Below are 18,569 nucleotides of genomic sequence, written 5' to 3' on the forward strand. Positions count from 1 at the left end.
TCAGATCACCACATTACGCACAAACCGCGCCGCTACCATCCCGTCATTGCGATAACAGTGCGGCTGATTGCTGGCGAACATGAAGAATTCACCCGCCGCAATATTCTGTGGCCGGTCGCCGAGCATAACGGTCAGGCAGCCTTCAAAGACATAAATCTGCTCGCTCCAGCCATCGGCGTCCGGCTCCGAGGGATACACCTCGCCCGGTTGCAGGCACCACTCCCACTGCTCGACTTCGCGGCTGGCCTGAGCCTTGGAAAGCAACACCGCTTTACTGCCGGGAATCGTGCCGGTCCAGGCCAGCTCATTGATACGGCTGGGATCGCGGGCATCGGGAGCCTGGATCAGATCACTGAAGGCAACGTCGAGGGCCTCGGCCACGCGGTCGAGGGTGGTCAGGCTGACATTCTTTTCCCCCGCCTCGATCGCCACCAGCATTCGGCGGCTGACACCGGACTTTTCGGCCAGCGCGGTCTGGCTCAGGTCGGCGGCATGACGCAAACGACGAACATTTTGGCTGACGTGCTGGAGGACCGAAGCCCGTTGGGTAGAATCTTTGTGCACTATATTGCTCACTGAGTGGGGTTGGGCAGTATACTGCGCAACATTCGGCGCATTGTGCGTCCCCCTCCAGTAGCGTGCAAGGTCATGACGTCGGTGAATTCCCCAAAGGCTTCCTCCCGTTTCACAAGGTTCAGCAAGGCCGAATGCGTGCTGGTGCTGATCACGATGGTCTGGGGCGGAACCTTCCTGCTGGTTCAGCATGCGATGACCGTCAGCGGCCCGATGTTTTTCGTCGGCCTGCGCTTTGCCGCCGCCGCGAGCATCGTCGCCCTGTTTTCCTGGCGTCACCTGCGCGACCTGACCCTGTTCGAACTCAAGGCCGGGTCGTTCATCGGCGTGGCGATCATGCTCGGCTACGGCTTGCAGACAGTCGGATTGCAGAGCATACCCAGCAGCCAGTCGGCATTCATTACCGCACTGTATGTTCCGTTCGTGCCATTGCTGCAATGGCTGGTGCTGGGGCGGCGTCCGGGGTTGATGCCCAGCATCGGCATCATGCTGGCCTTTACCGGGTTGATGCTGTTGTCCGGGCCGTCCGGTGCGTCGTTCAACTTCAGCCCCGGTGAAATCGCCACCTTGATCAGCGCCGTGGCCATTGCGGCCGAGATCATCCTGATCAGCACCTATGCCGGCCAGGTCGATGTGCGCCGGGTGACGGTGGTGCAACTGGCGGTCACTTCGGTGTTGTCGTTCCTGATGGTGGTGCCGACCAACGAGGCGATTCCAGATTTCTCCTGGCTGCTGCTGTGCAGCGCACTGGGCCTTGGGGCGGCGAGTGCGGCGATTCAGGTGGCGATGAACTGGGCACAGAAAAGCGTGTCACCGACCCGCGCCACGCTGATCTATGCCGGCGAGCCGGTATGGGCCGGGATTGTCGGGCGCATCGCCGGGGAACGCCTGCCGGCGATTGCCCTGATCGGGGCCGGGTTGATTGTGGCGGCGGTGATTGTCAGCGAGTTGAAGACCAAGGGTAAGGCGGCGTCTGAGCGGGAACTGGAGCAGGAAACCCAGCGATAAACCGCAGGTTCCGCAGCGCCAGATAAATCGCCTTCGCGGGCAAGCCCGCTCCCACAGGTTCAGAGGTGTTCACATAACTTGTGTACGACGCGGACACTGTGGGAGCGGGCTTGCCCGCGAAGGGGCCGGTCCAGACACCCCCTCTCTGAAACAATGTTAAACAGGGTTTTTCCGTCTACCGTGTAGGATTCTGCGACAGCTTGGCGTTTGGCGATCCGGGAGCTGGCACGTATGATGCTTCACAAACTTCCGCAGATTAGAAGCCTATGTCCCTGATAGTTCTACTGCTTCTGCCTTTCATAGGCAGCTGTTTGGCGGCCGTGTTGCCGCACAATGCCCGTAACGCCGAATCCCTGCTGGCTGGCCTGATCGCCCTGATCGGCAGCGTTCAGGTCGCATTCCTGTACCCGCAGATCGCCCATGGCGGCGTCATTCGCGAAGAGTTTTCCTGGCTGCCCAGCCTGGGCCTGAACCTCGTCCTGCGCATGGACGGTTTCGCCTGGCTGTTCTCCCTGCTGGTGCTGGGCATCGGCACCCTGGTGTCGCTGTACGCCCGCTACTACATGTCGCCGAACGATCCGGTGCCGCGCTTCTTCGCGTTTTTCCTGGCCTTCATGGGCGCCATGCTGGGGCTGGTGATCTCCGGCAACCTGATCCAGATCGTGTTTTTCTGGGAGCTGACCAGCCTCTTCTCGTTCCTGCTGATCGGCTACTGGCACCATCGCGCCGATGCCCGGCGCGGTGCCTACATGGCGCTGATGGTGACCGGTGCGGGCGGTTTGTGCCTGCTGGCGGGGGTCATGCTGCTCGGCCATGTGGTCGGCAGCTATGACCTGGACAAGGTCCTGGCCGCCGGCGACCTGATTCGTGCCCATGCCCTCTACCCCATCCTGTTGCCCCTGATCCTGATCGGCGCCTTGAGCAAAAGCGCGCAATTCCCCTTCCATTTCTGGCTGCCCCACGCCATGGCCGCGCCGACGCCCGTGTCGGCGTACCTGCACTCGGCGACCATGGTCAAGGCCGGGGTGTTCCTGCTGGCGCGGCTATGGCCGTCGCTTTCGGGCAGTGAAGAATGGTTCTACATCGTCAGCGGCGCCGGTGCCTGCACCCTGTTGCTCGGGGCGTATTGCGCGATGTTCCAGAACGACCTCAAGGGATTGCTGGCCTACTCGACCATCAGCCACCTCGGCCTGATCACCCTGCTGCTCGGCCTGAACAGCCCGCTGGCCGCCGTCGCCGCGGTGTTCCACATTCTCAACCACGCGACGTTCAAGGCCTCGTTGTTCATGGCCGCCGGCATCATCGACCACGAAAGCGGCACCCGCGATATCCGCAAACTCAGCGGCTTGTACAAGCTGATGCCGTTTACCGCCACCCTGGCCATGGTCGCCAGCGCCTCGATGGCCGGCGTGCCGTTGCTCAACGGCTTCCTCTCCAAAGAGATGTTCTTCGCCGAAACCGTGTTCATCAATGCCACGCGCTGGGTCGAGTTGAGCTTGCCGATCGTGGCAACGATCGCCGGTACCTTCAGCGTGGCTTACTCCCTGCGCTTCACCGTGGATGTGTTCTTCGGTCCGCCCGCGACCGACTTGCCTCACACCCCCCACGAGCCACCGCGCTGGATGCGCGCGCCGGTCGAGCTGCTGGTGTTCACTTGCCTGCTGGTGGGGATCTTCCCGGCGCAGGTGGTCGGCCCGCTGCTCGCCGCGGCGGCGCAACCGGTGGTTGGCGGCACCCTGCCCGAATACAGCCTGGCGATCTGGCACGGCCTGAACGCGCCGATGATCATGAGCCTGATCGCCTTGTCCTGCGGCACCGCGCTCTACCTGCTGCTGCGCAATCAATTCAAGCGCGGACGCTTCAACCGTCCGCCCGTCTTGGGTCGCCTGGACGGCAAGCACCTGTTCGAATGGGCACTGGTCGCCAGCATGCGCCTGGCCCGCCGCCTGGAGCCGCGGATTGGCACCCGGCGCCTGCAGATGCAGTTGTTCCTGGTGGTGCTCGCCGCCGTGCTGGCTGGCTTGATTCCCATGCTGCACAGCAGCCTGCACTGGGGCGACCGGCCGAAGATCCCCGGGTCGATCGTCTTCGTCACCTTGTGGTTGCTGGCCATCGCCTGTGCCCTTGGCGCGGCGTACCAGGCCAAGTATCACCGTCTGGCGGCCCTGACCATGGTCAGCGTCTGCGGCCTGATGACCTGCGTCACCTTCGTCTGGTTCTCGGCGCCGGACCTGGCCCTGACCCAACTGGCGGTCGAAGTGGTGACCACGGTGCTGATCCTGCTGGGCCTGCGCTGGCTGCCACGACGGATCGAAGAAGTCTCGCCGTTGCCGGGCAGCCTGCGCCGGGCGCGGGTGCGGCGGATCCGCGACTTGCTGCTGTCGACCGTGGTCGGTGTCGGCATGGCGCTGCTGTCCTACGCCATGCTGACGCGCCAGACCCCCAACGACATTTCGTCCTTCTACCTGAGTCGCGCCTTGCCCGAAGGCGGCGGCAGCAACGTGGTCAACGTGATGCTGGTGGACTTCCGCGGTTTCGACACCCTCGGTGAAATCACCGTACTGGTGGCCGTGGCCCTGACCGTCTACGCCCTGCTGCGCCGCTTCCGTCCGCCGAAAGAAAGCCTGCAACTGCCGGCCCAGCAACGCTTGCTCGCACCGGATGTGGTCACCGACCTGGTCAACCCGCGTCACGCCAGCGACACCGCGCTCGGCTTCATGATGGTGCCGGCGGTGCTGGTGCGCCTGCTGTTGCCGGTGGCGCTGGTGGTGTCGTTCTACCTGTTCATGCGCGGGCACAATCAGCCGGGCGGCGGCTTTGTCGCCGGGCTGGTGATGTCGGTGGCGTTCATCCTGCAATACATGGTTGCCGGCACGCAGTGGGTCGAGGCGCAAATGAGCCTGCGACCGCTGCGCTGGATGGGCACGGGCCTGATGATTGCCACGGCCACCGGCCTGGGTGCGATGCTGGTCGGCTATCCGTTCCTGACCACCCATACCTGGCATTTTTCGTTGCCGCTGCTGGGTGACATTCACCTGGCCAGCGCGCTGTTCTTCGACGTCGGCGTGTACGGCGTTGTGGTCGGCTCGACCCTGTTGATCCTCACCGCCCTCGCCCACCAATCGGTGCGCGGTCACAAAACCGCTGCCCAGCCTAAATCCGTTGCCGCCACGGGAGCCGTCTGATGGAAGAAGTCATCGCAATCGCCATCGGCGTACTGGCCGCGTCCGGCGTGTGGCTGATCCTGCGCCCACGGACGTTCCAGGTGGTCATGGGCCTGTGCCTGCTGTCCTACGGCGTCAACCTGTTCATTTTCAGCATGGGCAGCCTGTTCATCGGCAAGGAACCGATCATCAAGGACGGTGTGCCGCAGGATCTGTTGCACTACACCGATCCGTTGCCGCAAGCGCTGGTACTGACGGCGATCGTCATCAGCTTCGCCATGACCGCGCTGTTCCTGGTGGTGCTGCTGGCGTCCCGGGGCCTGACCGGCACCGACCATGTGGATGGCCGGGAGCCCAGGGAATGATGGCGATGACCCACCTGATCGTCGCGCCCATTCTGCTGCCGTTGCTGACGGCCGCGATCATGCTGATGCTCGGCGAGAAGCACCGGCCGCTCAAGGCCAGGATCAATCTGTTCTCCAGCCTGCTCGGGCTGGGCATTGCCGTGGCGTTGTTGCAATGGACGCAAACCACCGGTGTGCCCGGCTCCATCGGCGTGTACCTGCCGAGCAACTGGCAAGTGCCGTTCGGCCTGGTGTTGGTGGTCGATCGTCTTTCGGCGCTGATGCTGGTGCTGACCGGCATCATCGGCGTCAGTGCCCTGCTGTTCGCCATGGCCCGCTGGGACAGCGCCGGCTCGAGTTTCCACGCGCTGTTCCAGATCCAGTTGATGGGGCTTTACGGCGCATTCCTCACCGCGGACCTGTTCAACCTGTTCGTGTTCTTCGAGGTGTTGCTGGCCGCGTCCTACGGGTTGATGCTCCACGGCTCGGGTCGGGCACGGGTGTCGTCGGGGCTGCATTACATCTCGATCAACCTGCTGGCCTCGTCGCTGTTCCTGATTGGCGCGGCGCTGATCTATGGCGTGACCGGCACGCTGAACATGGCCGATCTGGCGGTAAAAATCCCGCTGGTGTCCGAAACTGACCGGGGCTTGCTGCACGCCGGCGCGGGGATCCTGGCCGTCGCTTTTCTGGCCAAGGCCGGCATGTGGCCGCTGAACTTCTGGCTGGTGCCGGCCTATTCCTCGGCCAGCGCACCGGTGGCGGCGATGTTCGCGATCATGACCAAGGTCGGCGTCTACACCTTGCTGCGCCTGTGGACGCTGCTGTTCTCCGCCCAGGCCGGGGCATCGGCGTTCTTTGGCGGGGAGTGGCTGATCTACGGCGGCATGGCGACCATCGTCTGCGCCGCCCTTGCGATCCTCGCCGCGCAACGCCTGGAGCGCATGGCCAGCCTGAGCATTCTGGTGTCGGCGGGCATCCTGTTGTCGACCATCGGTTTCGCCCAGCCGAACCTGGTGGGCGCAGCGCTGTTCTATCTGTTCAGCTCGACCCTGGCGTTGAGTGCGCTGTTCCTGCTGGCCGAACTGATCGAGCGTTCGCGCTCGGCCAACGAGATACAGCTCGAAGATGAAGCCGAACTGCTGCCCCGCCCTCTGGAATCCCTGCATCCCCCCAAAGGCACCAACCTCGACGACGATCAGAAAGCCGTGGTCGGCCAGGTGATCCCGTGGACCATGGCGTTTCTCGGCCTGAGCTTCATCGCCTGCGCCTTGCTGATCATCGGCATGCCGCCGCTCTCCGGGTTTATCGGCAAACTCGGGTTGATCGGCGCCCTGCTCAATCCGCTGGGCCTGGGCAACAGCGGCGACACACCGATTTCCAACGCCGCGTGGGGCCTGCTGGTGTTGTTGATTGTGTCGGGGCTGGCGTCGCTGGTCGCCTTCTCGCGCCTGGGCATCCAGCGCTTCTGGACGCCGGCGGAACGACCATCGCCCCTGCTGCGACGCCTGGAGTGCGTGCCGATCTTCGCGCTGCTGGGCTTGAGCATTGCGCTGACCTTCAAGGCCGATCCGCTGCTGCGCTACACCCAGGCCGCCGCCGATGCCTTGTACAACCCGCAGCAATACGTGATGGCGGTACTCGACACCCGCGTAGTACCGAACCCCACGGCCAAGGCGGTCCCGCAGGAGGTGCAACCATGAGGCGCCTGTTTCCCGCACCCTTGCTGTCGCTGGCCTTGTGCCTGCTGTGGCTGTTGCTGAACCTGTCGACCAGCCCCGGCAACCTGCTGCTGGGTGCGGCGCTGGGGTTCTGCGCGCCGCTGATGATGCGCAGGTTGCGTCCGCTACCGGTGCGCATCCGTCGTCCGGGGGTGATCCTGCGCCTGGTCCTGCTGGTCGGGCGTGACGTGCTGGTGTCCAACCTCGCCGTGGCCTGGGGTGTGCTCAATGCCGGTCGCCGTCCGCCACGCTCGCAATTCATCAAGGTGCCACTGGACTTGCGTGACGCCAACGGCCTGGCCGCGCTGTCGATGATCACCACGGTGGTGCCCGGCACGGTCTGGTCGGAGCTGGCGCTGGACCGCAGCATTCTGCTGTTGCACGTCTTCGACCTGGACGACGAGGTGCTGTTCATCCAGCACTTCAAGGCGACCTACGAGCGTCCGTTGATGGAGATCTTCGAATGAGCCCCTTGCTGGCGAACGCGATCCTGCTGAGCCTGTTCCTGTTTTCCCTGACGATGGTCTTGACCCTGATCCGCCTGTTCAAAGGGCCGTCGGCCCAGGACCGGGTCCTGGCGCTGGACTACCTGTACATCGTCGCGATGCTGATGATGCTGACGCTGGGTATTCGTTATGCCAGTGACACCTACTTCGAGGCGGCGCTGCTGATCGCCCTGTTCGGTTTCGTCGGTTCCTTCGCCTTGGCGAAATTCCTGCTGCGTGGTGAGGTGATCGAATGAATACGCCCTTGTCGTTGTGGGTGGAAATCTCGGTGGCGATCCTGCTGGTGCTCGGCAGCCTGTTTGCCTTGATCGGCGCCACGGGCCTGCTGCGCATGCAGGATTACTTCCAGCGCATGCACCCACCGGCCCTGGCCTCGACGCTCGGGGCCTGGTGCGTGGCGCTGGCTTCGATCATCTATTTTTCGGCGCTCAAGTCCGCGCCGGTCTTGCACGCCTGGCTGATTCCGATCCTGCTGGCGATTACCGTGCCCGTGACCACCTTGCTGCTGGCCCGGGCGGCGCTGTTTCGCAAACGCATGGCCGGGGATGATGTGCCGGCGGAGGTGAGTAGTCGGCGGAGTGAGAGCGGCAGTTAGACCAAGGATTTGCATCGACTGGACCGGCCTCATCGCGAGCAAGCTCGCTCCCACAGTGATGGGCGTCGTACACACCTTTTGAGTCCGACACCAAACCTTGTGGGAGCGAGCTTGCTCGCGATGAGGCCAGTACTATCACTACAGAAACGTCGCTGTATCAGACCCAGGCCACCGCCAATAACCCTGCACCCAACACCACACACAACGGCGAATAAACCCAGGTGTCGAGCCGGGCAAACTTCGAGCCCTTGACCTCTTTGAAGAAGCCCACCAGCTCCGAATCGCCAATGGCCCGGGCAAACAGCAAGATCGCAATGGCGCTGATCGCCCACTGTAACGACCAGTGATGCAAGGGCGGCAGCCACCAACCCACCCGCCAGCACACCAGCACGGCAATCAACAGCAATGCCCCGGCCACCACCAGCGTGACCCAGCCTCGCGGCTTGAACGCCGGCCTCAGTCTTGCGCTGCCCTCCTGAGGTACTTGCGGAACCGCCGCCACCGCCGCCCACTCGCCACCCAACGCCCAATACACATGCACCAGACTGATCACGGAGAAGATCGTCACCAGCCATTGAGCCAACAGCAAGGTCATGGTCAGGAATCCTTGAAAGGGATTTGAACAGAACATTGTAGGAGCTGCCGCAGGCTGCGATCTTTTGATTTTGCTTTTTCAGACAAGATCAAAAGATCGCAGCCTGCGGCAGCTCCTACAAGGCGGCGGAGACTTTATCCGCCACGTCCTTGGGCAGCCAGGCCCGCCAGACGTCCGGATGAGCCTTCATGAACGCCTCTGCCGCCTGGCGCGGCGGTGTATGTTTCTCGCTCATCTCGGCCAGCGCCTTGTTCAGCGGGCCGATCGGAAAGTCGACCTTGGCAAAGAACTCGGCAATCTGCGGATATTGCTTCTGGAAGGGAGTGGACACACCGATCGACAGCTTTGAAGCCAGGGAACGGGTCGGCCGTGGATTGGGGTTGTCGGCGTCGGTCAGGGTCTTCCAGGCTTCGGCGTCGAACGGTGGCTCTTCCAGTTGAATCAGCTTGAAGCGGCCGAGCAACGGCGTGGGCGACCAGTAGTAAAACAGCACCGGCTTGCCACGATGAATGGACGAACTGATCTCTGCATCCAGGGCCGCGCCCGAACCGCTGCGGAAGTTCACGTAGCTGTCCTCCAGCCCGTACGCCTTGAGCTTCTGCTTGTTGACCACTTCCGAGGTCCAGCCGATCGGGCTGTTGAGGAAACGCCCTTTGGTCGGAGCTTCCGGGTCCTTGAACACGTCCTTGTAGCGCGGCAGGTCGCTGACGCTGCGCAGGTCCGGCGCCAGCGGCTTGATGCCCTTGGCCGGGTCGCCCTTGATCACGTATTCCGGCACCCACCAGCCTTCGGTAGCGCCCTTGACCGTGTCGCCGAGGCTGACGACTTTGCCTTCGGCTTCGGCCTTGACCCAGACCGGGCTGCGACCGGCCCACTCTTCGCCAATGACCTGGATGTCATTGTTGGCCAGCGCGGTTTCCAGGGTGATGGTGGTGCCTGGCAAGGTATCGGTGGGCAGCCCGTAGCCCTTCTCGACAATGATGCGCAGGACATCGGTGATCAGGCTGCCGCTTTCCCAGTTCAGGTCGGCGAAGTGGATCGGCGCCTGGGCGGCAAACACCGGGGCGGGTGTCGCCAGCAAACCGAAAGTGGCCAGGACAGCAGCCAGCAACCGTCGAAATCCGTTCATGCTTTTGCACCTCGTGCTGTTCACAGCAATAGCAGGATGGCCTGGCAGTAGACCGCGAAGCCTCTGAATACTCAGTCCAATGACTGTAGTAGAGGTTCCTGCTTTCGAGGTGCGTGGATCAGTTTTCGGAAGTTTCCTGCAAGCGCGCCAGCTCTCGTCTGACCATGCTGGCGTATGGCGCCGGTTGCAGTTGGTAAAGCTGTGACGCCACCCAGTTCAGCCAGGCTCCTTGCAGAAGGGACTTCTGCCCGAACAGCCGCCGCGCTTCGTCTTGAGCGCTGGCCAGGTTCTGTTCGTGGAAGTCGGCGCGGGTCAGGGTCATCACTCGCTGGCCTTGAAGGTCACCAGCTCGCCCTTGCGCCACTTGGCCACTTTGGCGGTCACGGCCTTGAGGGTCTTGGTCAGGCCTTCCTGCAACTGTTGATGGGCGGCAAACACCATCACCACGCTGTGACCTTCCTTGAACACGACCCCCTGACCGTCGGCCGTGGTCACGAAGGCGTAATCGCCAATTCCGTAAACCGTCAGTTTGATGTCGCGGAACCTGATGTCCAGCTTGCCGCCTTCGCGACTGGGCAGCACGGAGGCGCTGAAATGATCGCCGACCTTGAGCTTGAGTCCGGGTTTGTCGTCCACCACCAGGGCTGATTCGGTGTCGATTTCGGCAATGTAGATGCCTTCAGCGTTCTGTTCGGTGATGTAAACGAAACGTGACTGAAACTGCTTGACCAGCTTTGCGCGCAAATCGCCCAGCACGAACAAGGCATGCATATCGAGATTACTTACTGCCAAGGAAACATCCCCACATCTGAAAAATGGCGCCGTACGCGAAAATAAACGCACAGCCAAAAAAGCGGCAATGCCGAAGGTGTAGCCAGAGAACCCGGATTGAAGTCCTGAATGAGCAGTGCACTCATTTATCACGAAGCTTGAGAAGACTACTGGAACGTCACTCGCGTCGTCCTGACTGGCGTTCGTCACAGGCTGAAGGAAAACGCCCCTCCTGCTGCCAGAAAATTATGGACTATCAACTTCGGGGAAAAATCTCACAAAGAGAACAAATTTTCCTACATATCGTTAGCAAAAAATTGCTTTAGATAAACATCATTCACCCGCCAGCAAGGGTGATTCTAGAGCAGCGATGCTCCTGGAGACTAGCCAAAACGACGTACATACGTCGGTAAAACAATGAAAAGGACTTCATATGTGCACACTGACACACTTTGCCTATCCCTTGCTGCCTGACTCGAAAACAGCAGCGATCTCGCAGCCGATACCGTTCGGCCCCTCTGAACCGCTTCTCGACGTCCCTCCCCGCCCGCGATTTCAGGTGGTGATGGCGGGCATTGCCTTCTTTCACATCAAGGATATTTCTACAGGCTGTGTAAGAGGTTTCCGAGCCAATCATAACGAAGCCTGCGCCCTCGCCCGGTTTCTTGAATCAAAGGGTTGACACGCCCGCCGCGCTCATTTTCAACGACGTTTGGTCTGCCCGTCGACTTATCTCAGCCGTCGACGGGCAACTACTGCCATACTGCCCGCCCAATAAAACGGATCCGCAACAAATCGGATGGCGTTGACAACAACAATGTATTTCCAGGGGAAGTCTGCAACGTGACGGAATTTGATATCGGCGAGTTTTTTATCCGCGGTGAAGCCAGAGAAGTCGAGGGTGAATTCCAGGCCGTGATTGTCATGCGCGCCAAACCTCCGCTCAAGACCGTGACCTATCACCAGGTCGAAAAAGATCGCTGGTTCAAAACCCCGGATGTCGCTGCCATTGCGGCCCAGGAATCGGCCAGGGAACTGAAGGCGGCGGTCGATGCCGGGGCACTGAAAGCCTGACACCCGGATTGGCGGTCTATGCTCTGTGTTGCGTTTGAACATCGTGATCGAACTCCACCCGTGCGGCGCCCTCCAAATCAGGAGACCGCACGTCGCCCCTCGGCCCGACTGATGACCTGCAAGGAGATGAAGATGGAATCACCGACACACGACCTGAAAGGCCTGTTCGACCAGCTCGGCCTGGACTCCAGCCAGAAAGCGATCGACGACTTCATTGCCGCCCACTCCCTGCCCGACGACAAGAAGCTCATCGACGCCGAGTTCTGGACACCGCAGCAGGCCGGCTTCCTCAAGGAACAACTGCGCGAAGACGCAGACTGGGCGCGGGTGGTCGACGACCTGAACCTGCGCATGCATCAGACCCACTGACCCCTTCAATGCTGGCTGCCAGGTCTTTCGGCGTTCAATTGCGCCAACCAGGCAGCCTTGCACTCCTGCGCTTCGTCGCGACTGGAGAACGCCGTGCCCCGGCGCTCGCCATTAAGCAACACCACCCAGCAAACCTTGCGTCCCATGGAGCGCAGACTGGCAGGTACGCCGCTGCCGATCATGACCGCGATATCAACTTTGCCTTGCATGCTGACCTCGAACTTAATTAGCAACCTAATTAATAGGTATGCTAGTTAAATCTTCGACGAGGAAACAGCAAAACGCTGCACAGGTTAGTTGCAGGATTTGTAACAATTGCCCGGTAACCCGATCCACTGTAGGAGCGAGCTTGCTCCGGGCGGCGTTCCGACGATGGTCGTTAACGATGCCGCGTGTTTACTGACTAAACGCGGCGCTCTTGAGTCCATCGCGAGCAAGCTCGCTCCTACAGTTGAACAGCATTACCCGGCAACCCGGGGTTTCTAGCGCGGCTTTTCCGGCTTGTAGCCCAGGCGCAAACCGCCCCAATGCCGGCCCTTGAGCATGATCGGCACCGAAAGATCGTGCATCAACTCGCCAGTGTCGCGTGTATAGGTTTGCAGTAGCACGGCCTTCTGATGGCTGCCGCAGCGGATTCCAGTGCGGTCGGCGAACTTGCGTTTGGTCCGGTTCTGCAAGGCATCAACCTGCGCGTCCCCCGTCAGTGGCTGGCTGAACGCATGGTTGTGGGTCGGCACATAACCCTGCTGAGTGCAGGCGATGGCGAACACCAATCCTTCGTGACGCGGTAACAAGGGTTCCTGGATCGCTGGTAAAACCTGATCGGTGTAGCGGTCGAAACGCGTCTGGTACTTGGCCGGGCTGGTATTGGGGATGACCTGGTAGTTGCGGTCGAACAGGTCGTCCAGACTGATTCGACCGGCATCGATATCCGCCTCGAAACGCTCTGCAATCCGGCTCGCGCCTTCCCGGGCCAGGTCATAGATCCGCTGGTGATAATCATCCAGCCCCACCTCGGCCAGTCGCTCGCTGATGGTTTCTGCCTGCCCTTCCATTTGCACCGCCGCCTGGGCCAGGCGCTGAGTCTGCTGGTCGCTGACCGCCAGGTCGCTGCGCATCTGCTCGATGGCGTGAAACAGGCTGTCGAGCTGTTCACGGTTGGTGTCTGCGCCCCGGGCGATTTCCCCGACCTGGGACTCGACACTGGCCGCCAGGCGGGCAATGTTCTCCAGGTGCTGCCCCGTGCGCTCGACCTGCTCGACGCCGGTATCGAGGTCGCTGGACAGTTGGCGGATCTGCTCCACCACCTGTGTCGTACGTTGCTGGATATCGGCCACCATCTCGCCGACTTCGCCCGTCGCGGTCGCCGTGCGCGCGGCAAGCCCGCGAACCTCGTCGGCCACCACTGCAAACCCGCGACCGTGCTCCCCCGCCCGCGCCGCTTCAATGGCGGCGTTCAACGCCAACAGGTTGGTCTGGCTGGCGATGGACTGAATCACCAGAGTCACGCGCTGGATATCATCGCTGCGCAGGCTCAAGGCTTCGATCAGTTCACGGCTGTTGCTGGCGCGCTGGCTGAGCAGGTGCATGCGGGCAATGGACTCGATCAGCTCCGTACGCCCCACCGCGCCGCATTGATGAGCCTCGCTGGCGGCACTCAGCGCCTGGCGACTGAGCATCGAGGTAGTGTGTTCGGTGGTAATCATGACCTCGGCGTTGCTGACGATCTGTGCCGCCGCCGAGAGTTGCGATTGCAGCTTTTGCGCCAATTGCCGAACCGAGAACGCCACCCCGGCGGCCGAGAGCGCGTTATGGCTGGTGGTGTAGGAAAGATCGCGAGTCAAATCGCCGATGGCATCAGCGTTGTCGGGGGAAGCCGCCAGTGGGGTCGCGCGCGAACGCAAGCGAGGCAGCCAGATGATCAGGACGGCCAGGGGCAGGCCCAGGTAGAGCGACCAACCGCCCAACGTCATGCCACATAACAACAGCATCAGGGCGATGCTTTGCAGCGTCGGTGCCAGCCAGCGGTTTTTCGGCAACAGCACTGGTGCAGGCATTGCCGCAGCCAGAGACCCGTCTCTTGTCATGATCGTCACCCCGGAAAACTTCTAATTGTTGTCTTCGCATTAAACGCCGGCATAAGGCCATTATCCATGAGCCTTTAGTCGCGAACCTTGCAGCAGATCAATAGAAAAATCGGGAAATCGAAGACGGCAGAAAACAAAGATCGCAGCCTGCAACAACGCCCTACTTCAATTGCGTAGGAGTTGCCGCAGGCTGCGATCTTTTCAAGGCAGCCCGGTTTAACCGGGCTGCCCCACAGAATCAGGCCTGACGCTGGTGCTTGTCGATTTGCTCGTGACGCTCTTGAGCTTCGATGCAGTACTTGGTGGTCGGGCTGATCAGCAGGCGCTTGAGGCCAATCGGCTCGCCGCTGTCGTCGCACCAGCCAAAGCTGTCTTCCTTGATGCGCTCAAGGGCTTGTTCCAACTGAGGCAGCATGCGCTGGTCGCGATCGATCGCGTTCACCAGCCAGGTGCGCTCTTCTTCGACCGAAGCCGCGTCTGCCGGATCGGCCGGGGTGTCCAGGCTTTCGATGGCGATGCGGTTCTGTTCGATGCGCTCATGGGTTTCGACTTTCATGTTCTGCAACAGCTCGGAGAAAAAAGCATGTTGCTCGGCATTCATGTAGTCATCCGCCGGCATGGCCAGCAACTTGTCCTTTGTCATTGATATCTCTATAAAAAAACGTGCATTAAGGCGAATAAGGGAGCGTTCCGGCAGACCTGGGCAGGCCATCGGAAAGGCGCCGTTTGTTCCAAGCGCCACCCGGCACTCAATTTACGAGGGGCGGCAGTCTAAGGCCGACTTGAGGCCTCAGCAACTGAAAAGACAGCGAATTTGTCCGACAAAGCCCTGAAAATGCTCTACGGCAGGCTTTGAGGCGGTAATCGGAGTGCGTTTATAGCAAGAAATTCAATCGAGCGGCTGTATATAGAAGACAAACGGCCTGCACGAGGCCATTTTCCCTGCCATTTGCACGACGGCGAACCTCAGCTAAGGTTGTCCTCCCGAAATGGCCATATAAAGGAAAGGACCATGAAGCTGATCGGTATGCTGGACTCGCCCTATGTCAGGCGCGCCGCCATTTCTGCCAAATGCCTGGGAATCACACTAGAACATCAATCGGTTTCGGTGTTCCGCCACTTCGAACAATTCCGGCAGATCAACCCGGTGGTCAAGGCGCCCACCCTGGTGCTGGATGACGGTGAGGTGTTGATGGACTCGACGCTGATCATCGACTACCTGGAAACCCTGGCCGATAACAGCCTGATGCCCGTCGAACCGGCTCAGCGTCTGCGCGCGTTGCGCCTGATCGGCCTGGCGCTGGCCGCCAGCGAAAAATCCGTGCAGCTTTACTACGAGCGCAACCTGCGGCCGGCGGAAATTCAATTCGAACCTTGGGTGCAGCGGGTCGAAGGACAACTGGTGGCGGCCTGGTCGGCGCTGGAGCGGGAGCTGGAAAAGCAGCCGCTGAAGACTGACGGTGCGATCGAGCAGGACGGCATCACCCTCGCCGTAGCCTGGAGCTTCACCAACCTGGTGGTACCGGATCAGGTGAGTGCGGCGCAGTTTCCGCGGGTCGCCGCGTTCACGGCGTATGCCGAAGGGCTTGAGGTGTTTGTCAGTACGCCGATTGACTGACGGATTCATTTCGCCTCATCGACCGCCATCGCGAGCAAGCTCGCTCCCACAGAAAAGCGCGATTCCCTGTGGGAGCGAGCTTGCTCGCGAAGCTTTATAGCTTCTGCAGTCGAATCAATGCACAAACAACGCAATCAAGATAATGATCGGGATCGGCACGCCGAGAAAGAACAGCAGTAATGAACGCATGGTAGTTCTCCTGGATTAACGAATCGGTGCAGCGGTGACGTAGGTATCGGTTTCCAGATACACCACCGCATCCCGACGACGACCGCCGAAGGTGGCGGCAAGGCTGGCGAAAAACGCACCGGCCAACAGCGCAACGAACATCCACAGCGCGGTCCACGCCGCCACTTTCGCAGCGGTGTCAGCGGCTTGTTGAGTGGCCAGCTTGGCGTCGGCCACGGCTTTCTGGGTGCGGGCATAGACCTCATCGACACGACGTTCGGCGTCGGCCTGAGTGAGGTTGGTCCGCTGCGCGACCAGTTGCGCCAGGTAAGTCCGGTCTTCGGCGGCCAGCTCACCCCTGCTCAGGGAACGCACAAAGATCCGGGTGACTGTGCCCCGGGCCGCATCATCGCTGATGGCAACCGGGCGATCATCACGGAACAGGCTGTCGACGAAGTAACCATACTCATCGCCTTGGGTATTGCCCGCCGCAGTGCCCACGGCTTGTGTCGCGGCACTGGCGGCACCGCCGACCATGTGTGCCCCGGCCTGCACACCGCCGCCGACCAGGCTGCTGACCGACCCGGCGACCAGCGTGGCCGTCACCAGCGTCGCCACGCACCAGGCCAGAAAACCATGGGCCGTGTCGCGAAAGTAGACTTCATCGCCGTGCATGTACGCCCACTTCACCCGCAGTCGCCCGGCGATGTAACCGCCAAGTCCCGAAGCGACAATCTGGGTGAAGGCCAGCCAGACAATGGTCGAGATCCCCAGGCCTTTGGCGCTCACGCCTTCATTGGCCCAAGGCGATACCGCCGAAAAACCCAGGCCGAAGCCGAGCAACACCAGGATCAGCGACAACGCCGCCGCGGCAGCGGCACCCGCGAAAATCGCGCCCCAGGACACGCCGGACAGCGTGGTGGACTCATCCATGGCGGGATAGAAACCGTCAGAGGATCTATTCATAGTTGTATCGCTCCAGGCAGAAAGATGGTGTTACAACTCTTCGAGAAAGGAATTGCAGTCACCGTGCCAGTCACGCACTTTGAATAAATCGTTGTGCTTCAATCGTTTAGAAAGTTTGAACTTCCCGGCCCCATGCAAACTGCAAGGATCAGGTTTAGCCAACGGGTTTTATGCATGGGTTATTTGCGTTGCCACTGGCGGTCAGACAACCTTTTTTTTGGGGGGGCGTTCACTGGTTTTTCGATTCGGACGCGGTCTTTTGTGGGAGCTGGCATGTCGGGTCGCCGCATCGCAGCGATGGTCGTTAACGATTACGCGTGTGAACTGGATAAACGTGGCGCACTTGAGTCCATCGCCAGCAGGCTGGCTCCTATGTATGGACTCGCCCCCACTTTCAACCTGCTTCTAAACACTGCTGCCCGGTTGCATCTATGTATCAGGCCTGTTTGAGGAAGCCTTGAACGGCTTCTGGCCAACATTGGATAAGCGCGCGGTATGCCGATTACAGTGAGGCCTCAAGGGCCGGTAGGAGCCCAGGCATCAATCCGCGACGGTCTGACCTGGGGTCAATGTTTTTTAGCATGGGTTGGAGCGGCTTAACGCCCCGGTGGCAGAACGCTATTGATCAGTGACTCATCGCCACCTCGGGGCCATTTCCCGGCCGGCGATGATAAGTCTGATCGTTTTGTAGTAGTACCCAGAGAATGCGCAGGTTGCGGTTGGCCAATCGCACTGCCGCCTCCTTGCGCCCCAGGCGGGAGATCCAACGCTGTAGACGTTGGTCGTCCGGCTGCTGTGAGTCAGATCGTATCTGCCTTAAAACAGCATGGGCTCCTTGGATCGTCAGACTGCGCAAGTAGGCATCGCCATGTTTGCACATCTTGCCCAGTCGGATTTTATCGCCGCTGCTGTGCTGGTTGGGCACCAACCCGAAGTACGCGGCAAACTGCCGGGCGTTGGCGAAGCGTTCAGGCTCGGTCTGCTTGGCCAGCAGCGCCGTGGCGATGATTGGACCAACACCGCGCACAGTCATCAGCCGCCTCGCTATCTCACTCTCTTTCGCCGCCGTTTCCAGTCGGCCGGTCAGTACGTTGACGCGTTCACCCAGTTGACTCCATTCACCCAGCAGTTCGGCGATCAGCTCGCGCAGTAGATCGGGCAATGGCTGGGTAACATCTTCCAATATCCGAGGCACGAGCTGGCTGATCGCCATTTCGCCCTGCGCCAGAGCCACGCCATGTTCCAGCAGCAAACCGCGCATCTGATTGCCCACCGCCGTGCGTCGCCGTATATATCCCTGTCGAGCTCGGTGCAGTGCCTGCATCGCGAGCGCCGCCGGGCTCTTGACCGGAACGGCTGAAATCGTGCTATCGCGGCCTGCACGTAGGATAGCGAACGCATCGTTGTGATCATTTTTCGGGCCACAGCGATGTTTGGCAACAAGCTGGGCCGGCAGGATGCGGACCGGATTGCCCTGTATTTGCAGTAACCGCGCCCACGCCTGAGCGCCTGGCCCGGTTTCCACCAAGACCGTCACACTCTCGGGAAGCTTGTGCAGAAATACCTGGAAGGCCTCGCGGGACTTGATTCGATCCTCGAATTTTACCTGGCCGAGAGCATCCTCCCCGGCGACCTGAAAGACCTTTTTTGCAAGATCTACCGCAACGGTCGTGCACGCCGACTCGTCGGCTGACAAAGACTGATTGAACATCGTATGCTTTTTCATGGCCTCGCCCTCGCTGTCGTTGGCTTCTATAAGAATGCCACCGCGGCGCACAGACGCCTCGGCTTGGGCGAGTCCATTTAATTACAATTCCCCGGGAACGCGTGAAGCGACCCCGCCCAGATGAAAGTTAATTTATTAAGTCGCAGTTTTTTCTT

General features: G+C 60.9%; 21 protein-coding genes. 11 read left to right on the forward strand and 10 right to left on the reverse strand.

Annotation, left to right across the window (positions count from 1 at the left end; genetic code table 11):
• A complete protein-coding gene (locus KSS91_RS17860) occupies positions 1–564 on the reverse strand; it encodes a helix-turn-helix domain-containing protein (RefSeq protein ID WP_217835618.1) in 564 nt (187 codons plus the stop codon).
• Between the two features lie 15 nt (positions 565–579).
• Here KSS91_RS17860 and KSS91_RS17865 point away from each other — a divergent pair, with 15 nt between their 5' ends.
• The 7 genes from KSS91_RS17865 (at position 580) to KSS91_RS17895 (ending at position 7,911) form a co-directional block, all read left to right on the forward strand.
• On the forward strand, positions 580–1,581 hold the full coding sequence (locus KSS91_RS17865) for a DMT family transporter (RefSeq protein WP_217835619.1): 1,002 nt from the start codon (positions 580–582) through the stop codon (positions 1,579–1,581).
• Positions 1,582–1,847: 266 nt separating this feature from the next.
• Positions 1,848–4,766 carry a monovalent cation/H+ antiporter subunit A gene (locus KSS91_RS17870; RefSeq protein ID WP_217835620.1) on the forward strand — a complete coding sequence of 973 codons (2,919 nt, stop codon included), beginning with the start codon at positions 1,848–1,850 and terminating at the stop codon, positions 4,764–4,766.
• A complete protein-coding gene (locus KSS91_RS17875) occupies positions 4,766–5,110 on the forward strand; it encodes a Na+/H+ antiporter subunit C (protein ID WP_007973781.1) in 345 nt (114 codons plus the stop codon). The genes KSS91_RS17870 and KSS91_RS17875 overlap by 1 nt, the downstream gene beginning before the upstream one ends.
• A complete protein-coding gene (locus KSS91_RS17880) occupies positions 5,107–6,792 on the forward strand; it encodes a monovalent cation/H+ antiporter subunit D (RefSeq protein ID WP_217835621.1) in 1,686 nt (561 codons plus the stop codon). The genes KSS91_RS17875 and KSS91_RS17880 overlap by 4 nt, the downstream gene beginning before the upstream one ends.
• The gene (locus tag KSS91_RS17885; protein ID WP_217835622.1) at positions 6,789–7,277 is read left to right on the forward strand and encodes a Na+/H+ antiporter subunit E; all 489 of its coding nucleotides are present in this window, start codon (positions 6,789–6,791) and stop codon (positions 7,275–7,277) included. Before KSS91_RS17880 ends, KSS91_RS17885 begins: the two co-directional genes overlap by 4 nt.
• Positions 7,274–7,552 (forward strand): K+/H+ antiporter subunit F, encoded by a 279-nt coding sequence (locus KSS91_RS17890; protein WP_015094510.1) that lies wholly within the window; start codon positions 7,274–7,276, stop codon positions 7,550–7,552. The genes KSS91_RS17885 and KSS91_RS17890 overlap by 4 nt, the downstream gene beginning before the upstream one ends.
• On the forward strand, positions 7,549–7,911 hold the full coding sequence (locus tag KSS91_RS17895; RefSeq protein ID WP_217835623.1) for a Na+/H+ antiporter subunit G: 363 nt from the start codon (positions 7,549–7,551) through the stop codon (positions 7,909–7,911). The genes KSS91_RS17890 and KSS91_RS17895 overlap by 4 nt, the downstream gene beginning before the upstream one ends.
• 157 nt (positions 7,912–8,068) lie before the next feature.
• Here KSS91_RS17895 and KSS91_RS17900 read toward each other — a convergent pair whose 3' ends face one another.
• The 4 genes from KSS91_RS17900 to KSS91_RS17915 form a co-directional block, all read right to left on the reverse strand.
• Positions 8,069–8,506, reverse strand: coding sequence for a DUF3995 domain-containing protein (locus KSS91_RS17900; protein WP_217835624.1), 438 nt, complete (start codon positions 8,504–8,506; stop codon positions 8,069–8,071).
• 115 nt (positions 8,507–8,621) lie between these two features.
• Positions 8,622–9,635, reverse strand: coding sequence for an ABC transporter substrate-binding protein (locus tag KSS91_RS17905; protein WP_217835625.1), 1,014 nt, complete (start codon positions 9,633–9,635; stop codon positions 8,622–8,624).
• A 118-nt stretch (positions 9,636–9,753) separates the two neighbouring features.
• Entirely contained in the window at positions 9,754–9,957 is a 204-nt protein-coding gene (locus KSS91_RS17910) for a hypothetical protein (RefSeq protein WP_217835626.1), read from the reverse strand.
• Positions 9,957–10,427, reverse strand: coding sequence for a hypothetical protein (locus KSS91_RS17915; RefSeq protein WP_102701443.1), 471 nt, complete (start codon positions 10,425–10,427; stop codon positions 9,957–9,959). Before KSS91_RS17915 ends, KSS91_RS17910 begins: the two co-directional genes overlap by 1 nt.
• Positions 10,428–10,839: 412 nt before the next feature.
• On the opposite strand from KSS91_RS17915, the gene KSS91_RS28315 reads away from it, so the two are divergent.
• The 3 genes from KSS91_RS28315 (at position 10,840) to KSS91_RS17925 (ending at position 11,849) form a co-directional block, all read left to right on the forward strand.
• Positions 10,840–11,088 carry a hypothetical protein gene (locus KSS91_RS28315; protein WP_225923697.1) on the forward strand — a complete coding sequence of 83 codons (249 nt, stop codon included), beginning with the start codon at positions 10,840–10,842 and terminating at the stop codon, positions 11,086–11,088.
• 161 nt (positions 11,089–11,249) lie between these two features.
• Positions 11,250–11,480: a hypothetical protein gene (locus KSS91_RS17920; protein WP_007973761.1), complete on the forward strand. Its 231-nt coding sequence runs from the start codon at positions 11,250–11,252 to the stop codon at positions 11,478–11,480.
• A 132-nt stretch (positions 11,481–11,612) separates the two neighbouring features.
• Entirely contained in the window at positions 11,613–11,849 is a 237-nt protein-coding gene (locus tag KSS91_RS17925; protein ID WP_217835627.1) for a DUF2789 domain-containing protein, read from the forward strand.
• A gap of 5 nt (positions 11,850–11,854) precedes the next feature.
• On the opposite strand, the gene KSS91_RS17930 is transcribed toward KSS91_RS17925, so the two are convergent.
• The 3 genes from KSS91_RS17930 to KSS91_RS17940 all read right to left on the reverse strand — a co-directional run bounded on the left by KSS91_RS17930 (position 11,855) and on the right by KSS91_RS17940 (position 14,579).
• Complete coding sequence (locus KSS91_RS17930) at positions 11,855–12,058, reverse strand: hypothetical protein (RefSeq protein ID WP_217835628.1); 204 nt, start codon at positions 12,056–12,058, stop codon at positions 11,855–11,857.
• Between the two features lie 273 nt (positions 12,059–12,331).
• Positions 12,332–13,936: a methyl-accepting chemotaxis protein gene (locus tag KSS91_RS17935; protein ID WP_217835629.1), complete on the reverse strand. Its 1,605-nt coding sequence runs from the start codon at positions 13,934–13,936 to the stop codon at positions 12,332–12,334.
• A gap of 238 nt (positions 13,937–14,174) precedes the next feature.
• Entirely contained in the window at positions 14,175–14,579 is a 405-nt protein-coding gene (locus tag KSS91_RS17940) for a TraR/DksA family transcriptional regulator (RefSeq protein WP_007935965.1), read from the reverse strand.
• A gap of 369 nt (positions 14,580–14,948) precedes the next feature.
• On the opposite strand from KSS91_RS17940, the gene KSS91_RS17945 reads away from it, so the two are divergent.
• Positions 14,949–15,554, forward strand: a complete 606-nt coding sequence (locus tag KSS91_RS17945; protein WP_217835630.1) for a glutathione S-transferase — start codon at positions 14,949–14,951, stop codon at positions 15,552–15,554.
• Between the two features lie 204 nt (positions 15,555–15,758).
• On the opposite strand, the gene KSS91_RS17950 is transcribed toward KSS91_RS17945, so the two are convergent.
• Both KSS91_RS17950 and KSS91_RS17955 read right to left on the reverse strand, forming a co-directional pair.
• The gene (locus KSS91_RS17950) at positions 15,759–16,688 is read right to left on the reverse strand and encodes a hypothetical protein (protein WP_217835631.1); all 930 of its coding nucleotides are present in this window, start codon (positions 16,686–16,688) and stop codon (positions 15,759–15,761) included.
• A gap of 625 nt (positions 16,689–17,313) precedes the next feature.
• The gene (locus tag KSS91_RS17955) at positions 17,314–18,399 is read right to left on the reverse strand and encodes an IS110 family RNA-guided transposase (protein ID WP_083884580.1); all 1,086 of its coding nucleotides are present in this window, start codon (positions 18,397–18,399) and stop codon (positions 17,314–17,316) included.
• Between the last annotated feature and the right edge of the window lie 170 nt (positions 18,400–18,569).

It is taken from the genome of Pseudomonas azerbaijanorientalis (assembly GCF_019139795.1).
Lineage (GTDB): Bacteria > Pseudomonadota > Gammaproteobacteria > Pseudomonadales > Pseudomonadaceae > Aquipseudomonas > Aquipseudomonas laurylsulfatiphila.

Bases quoted from the DNA above. Each gene is read 5' to 3' on its own strand.
- KSS91_RS17925 (WP_217835627.1), top strand. From the start codon at position 11,613: ATGGAATCACCGACACACGACCTGAAAGGCCTGTTCGACCAGCTCGGC.
- KSS91_RS17910 (WP_217835626.1), bottom strand. From the start codon at position 9,957: ATGACCCTGACCCGCGCCGACTTCCACGAACAGAACCTGGCCAGCGCT.
- KSS91_RS17875 (WP_007973781.1), top strand. From the start codon at position 4,766: ATGGAAGAAGTCATCGCAATCGCCATCGGCGTACTGGCCGCGTCCGGC.
- KSS91_RS17890 (WP_015094510.1), top strand. From the start codon at position 7,274: ATGAGCCCCTTGCTGGCGAACGCGATCCTGCTGAGCCTGTTCCTGTTT.
- KSS91_RS17955 (WP_083884580.1), bottom strand. From the start codon at position 18,399: ATGTTCAATCAGTCTTTGTCAGCCGACGAGTCGGCGTGCACGACCGTT.
- KSS91_RS17880 (WP_217835621.1), top strand. From the start codon at position 5,107: ATGATGGCGATGACCCACCTGATCGTCGCGCCCATTCTGCTGCCGTTG.
- KSS91_RS17885 (WP_217835622.1), top strand. From the start codon at position 6,789: ATGAGGCGCCTGTTTCCCGCACCCTTGCTGTCGCTGGCCTTGTGCCTG.
- KSS91_RS17930 (WP_217835628.1), bottom strand. From the start codon at position 12,058: ATGCAAGGCAAAGTTGATATCGCGGTCATGATCGGCAGCGGCGTACCT.
- KSS91_RS17945 (WP_217835630.1), top strand. From the start codon at position 14,949: ATGAAGCTGATCGGTATGCTGGACTCGCCCTATGTCAGGCGCGCCGCC.
- KSS91_RS17870 (WP_217835620.1), top strand. From the start codon at position 1,848: ATGTCCCTGATAGTTCTACTGCTTCTGCCTTTCATAGGCAGCTGTTTG.
- KSS91_RS17900 (WP_217835624.1), bottom strand. From the start codon at position 8,506: ATGACCTTGCTGTTGGCTCAATGGCTGGTGACGATCTTCTCCGTGATC.
- KSS91_RS17950 (WP_217835631.1), bottom strand. From the start codon at position 16,688: ATGAATAGATCCTCTGACGGTTTCTATCCCGCCATGGATGAGTCCACC.
- KSS91_RS17905 (WP_217835625.1), bottom strand. From the start codon at position 9,635: ATGAACGGATTTCGACGGTTGCTGGCTGCTGTCCTGGCCACTTTCGGT.
- KSS91_RS17895 (WP_217835623.1), top strand. From the start codon at position 7,549: ATGAATACGCCCTTGTCGTTGTGGGTGGAAATCTCGGTGGCGATCCTG.
- KSS91_RS28315 (WP_225923697.1), top strand. From the start codon at position 10,840: ATGTGCACACTGACACACTTTGCCTATCCCTTGCTGCCTGACTCGAAA.
- KSS91_RS17940 (WP_007935965.1), bottom strand. From the start codon at position 14,579: ATGACAAAGGACAAGTTGCTGGCCATGCCGGCGGATGACTACATGAAT.
- KSS91_RS17935 (WP_217835629.1), bottom strand. From the start codon at position 13,936: ATGACAAGAGACGGGTCTCTGGCTGCGGCAATGCCTGCACCAGTGCTG.